A 2,464-nucleotide genomic window follows, 5' to 3' on the forward strand; every position below is an offset into this window, starting at 1 on the left:
ACCACGAGTTCGCCCGCGCAGCCGGTGCCTGGCATGCCGAGTGGGAGACACTCACCGACCTGATCCGGCTATCCGGTGGTGCGGCACACCAGCTTTCGGTGAGCCTCGGCGGGTTGCACGTGCACCCGGACGCGCTGGCCCGCAACCTCGGGCTCACCGGAGGCGCGATCCTCGCGGAGAAGGTCACCGCGGCGCTGGCCGAGCACACCGACAACGCCCGCGACATCGTCACCGCCGCGGCCCTGGCCGGGACCCCACTCGACCGCGACCCGGCGATCACCGGACCTCTCGGTGCCGACCGGGTGCGCGAGTTGCTCGACCCCACACACTATCTCGGTCACGCGGGCGATCTCGTCGACCGCGCGGTCGCCCGCCACCACACAACGGAAGGACCGGCATGACCGTCGCTCTCCACTACGAACAGCACGGCGACCCCTCCGCGCCCGCGGTGCTGCTGCTCGGGTCGCTCGGCTCCGACCTGTCGATGTGGGAGCCGCAGATCGCCGCGCTGTCACCGCTCGCGCACGTCGTCGCCGTGGACCACCGCGGGCACGGCAAGTCACCGGTCGTCGACGGCCCGTACACGATGGACGACCTCGGCGGCGACGTCGTCGCGCTGCTCGACGCACTCGCTCTCGACACCGTCCACGTCGTGGGGTTGTCCCTCGGCGGGGCCGTCGGACAGTGGCTCGCCGCGCATCATCCGGCACGTGTCCGCACGCTCACGCTGCTCTGCACCTCGGCAGCCTTCCTCCCGGCCGAACCGTGGCGGGAACGGGCCGTGACCGTCCGTGCCGAGGGCGTGGCCTCGATCGCCGAGTCGATCGTCGGTCGCTGGTTCACCCCCGAGCTCGCCGCGCGCGACCGCGACCTGATCGACCGCCACGTCGCGATGGTGTCCGCGACGAGCGACGAGGGGTACGCCGGGTGCTGCGAGGCGCTCGCGACGTGGGACGGCCGCGCCGACCTGGCCCGGATCGTCGCGCCCACCCTCGTGATCGCGGGTGCCCAGGACCCGGCGACCCCGCCGGACGTGATGCGCCGGCTCGCCGACGGCATCGCCGGCGCCGGCTTCCACGTCGTCGATCCCGCAGCGCACCTGGCGAGCGTCGAGCAGGCCGGCCGGGTCACCGCCCTCGTCCGCGAACACCTCACCCGCGCGACTCCCGCCGGTGCCCAGCGCACCGCCGCGTTCGACCTGGGCATGCGGGTGCGGCGCTCGGTGCTCGGCGACGCCCACGTCGACCGCGCGATGGCGGCGGCCACCGAGATCACTGCGCCGTTCCAGGATTTCATCACCCGCACCGCGTGGGGCGACATCTGGGCGCGGCCCGGTCTGGACCACCACACCCGCCGGCTGCTGACCCTCGCCATCCTCACCGCGGTCGGCAACGAGCACGAACTCGACATGCACATCCGGGCGGCGTTGCGCGCCGGTGTGGACCCGGACGAGCTCGTCGAGGTTTTCCTGCACACCGCCGTCTACGCGGGGGTGCCCAACAGCAACCGGGCCTTTGCCCTCACCAAGGCCGCGGTCGAGGCCACCGAGGCCTAGTGTCCTGAGTCGGGCATTCTGTTCACAAGCGTATGAACAGGTGGATGGCACGTACTGGGCGGTCCGAGGCCGAACCGATCGTGTCCGACGATGAACGTGCCGCCCTGGAGGAGTGGGTACGCAGGATCCGGACGCTCGAGACGACCCCGAAGAATGCGAAGCACTGGTGCTCTCCAGTCCGATCACGGTCGCGGGGCCGCCGAACTCGAGCCGTGCCACTGCCACCGTTGCCTCTTTCCCCACATCGGCGGTTCTCGGTGTTCAGAATCTGAACAGTTACCGAATGTGGGATGGGCGAATATTACCTGGACCACACTCGGGTGAGTACGTTTGCAGATCGGCGCCGACAGGGACCTCCCGTAGGCACCGTGACCTGTGCCCGGAAAGGAGACGCGATGACGAATCGGCTGCGTCGCAACCCGGGTGCCGCACCGAGCGTTCCGCCGACCACAAGATCTCCCGGTCCGTGGGCCCGGTCGATGAGTTCCCGGTGACGGCAACCAGCAGGATCGTGACGTGGGCGATGTCGCTCCCCGCTGATCGCCGGGCACGATTGGAAGGGGAACGGTGATGCACGCCTTACGGCCGGAGATCGAACTGTCCTGGAAGCGCTCGCAGCTCAGTGGCATCGATCCGGCACAGGTTCCGGAACCGACCCTGCTCGCCCCGGCGGACTCGGCAGAACGGTTGCTGCAGGCCGCCCGACCTGTGCTCGATGAATTACGGGTACAGCTGGCAGGCACGGAATGTGGGATCCTGCTCGTCGATCGCAACTGCTGTGTCGTCTCGAGGGTGTTCGACTCGGACGCGATGAGGTCCGCTATGGAAGATGTCGGGGTGCTGCCCGGCGTCGCGCTGTCCGGGTTGCGTCCATCAGGATGGTGTACGAGCCGGAACCAAACGAACTGA

General features: G+C 69.5%; 1 protein-coding gene and 1 pseudogene. Both read left to right on the forward strand.

Going from position 1 to position 2,464, the window contains the following annotated elements:
* A pseudogene (locus I0Q12_RS31635) lies at window positions 1–401 on the forward strand (3-carboxy-cis,cis-muconate cycloisomerase); the annotation flags it as partial.
* The gene (gene pcaD, locus I0Q12_RS00985) at window positions 398–1,555 is read left to right on the forward strand and encodes a 3-oxoadipate enol-lactonase (protein ID WP_197250179.1); all 1,158 of its coding nucleotides are present in this window, start codon (window positions 398–400) and stop codon (window positions 1,553–1,555) included. The pseudogene I0Q12_RS31635 and the gene pcaD, both read left to right, overlap by 4 nt.
* Window positions 1,556–2,464 lie beyond the last annotated feature (909 nt).

Source organism: Rhodococcus sp. CX, assembly GCF_015865005.1.
In the GTDB taxonomy this organism is placed as follows: Bacteria; Actinomycetota; Actinomycetes; order Mycobacteriales; family Mycobacteriaceae; genus Rhodococcus.

Excerpts from the sequence above, each read along its gene's own strand:
- pcaD (WP_197250179.1), top strand. The coding sequence starts at position 398 with ATGACCGTCGCTCTCCACTACGAACAGCACGGCGACCCCTCCGCGCCC.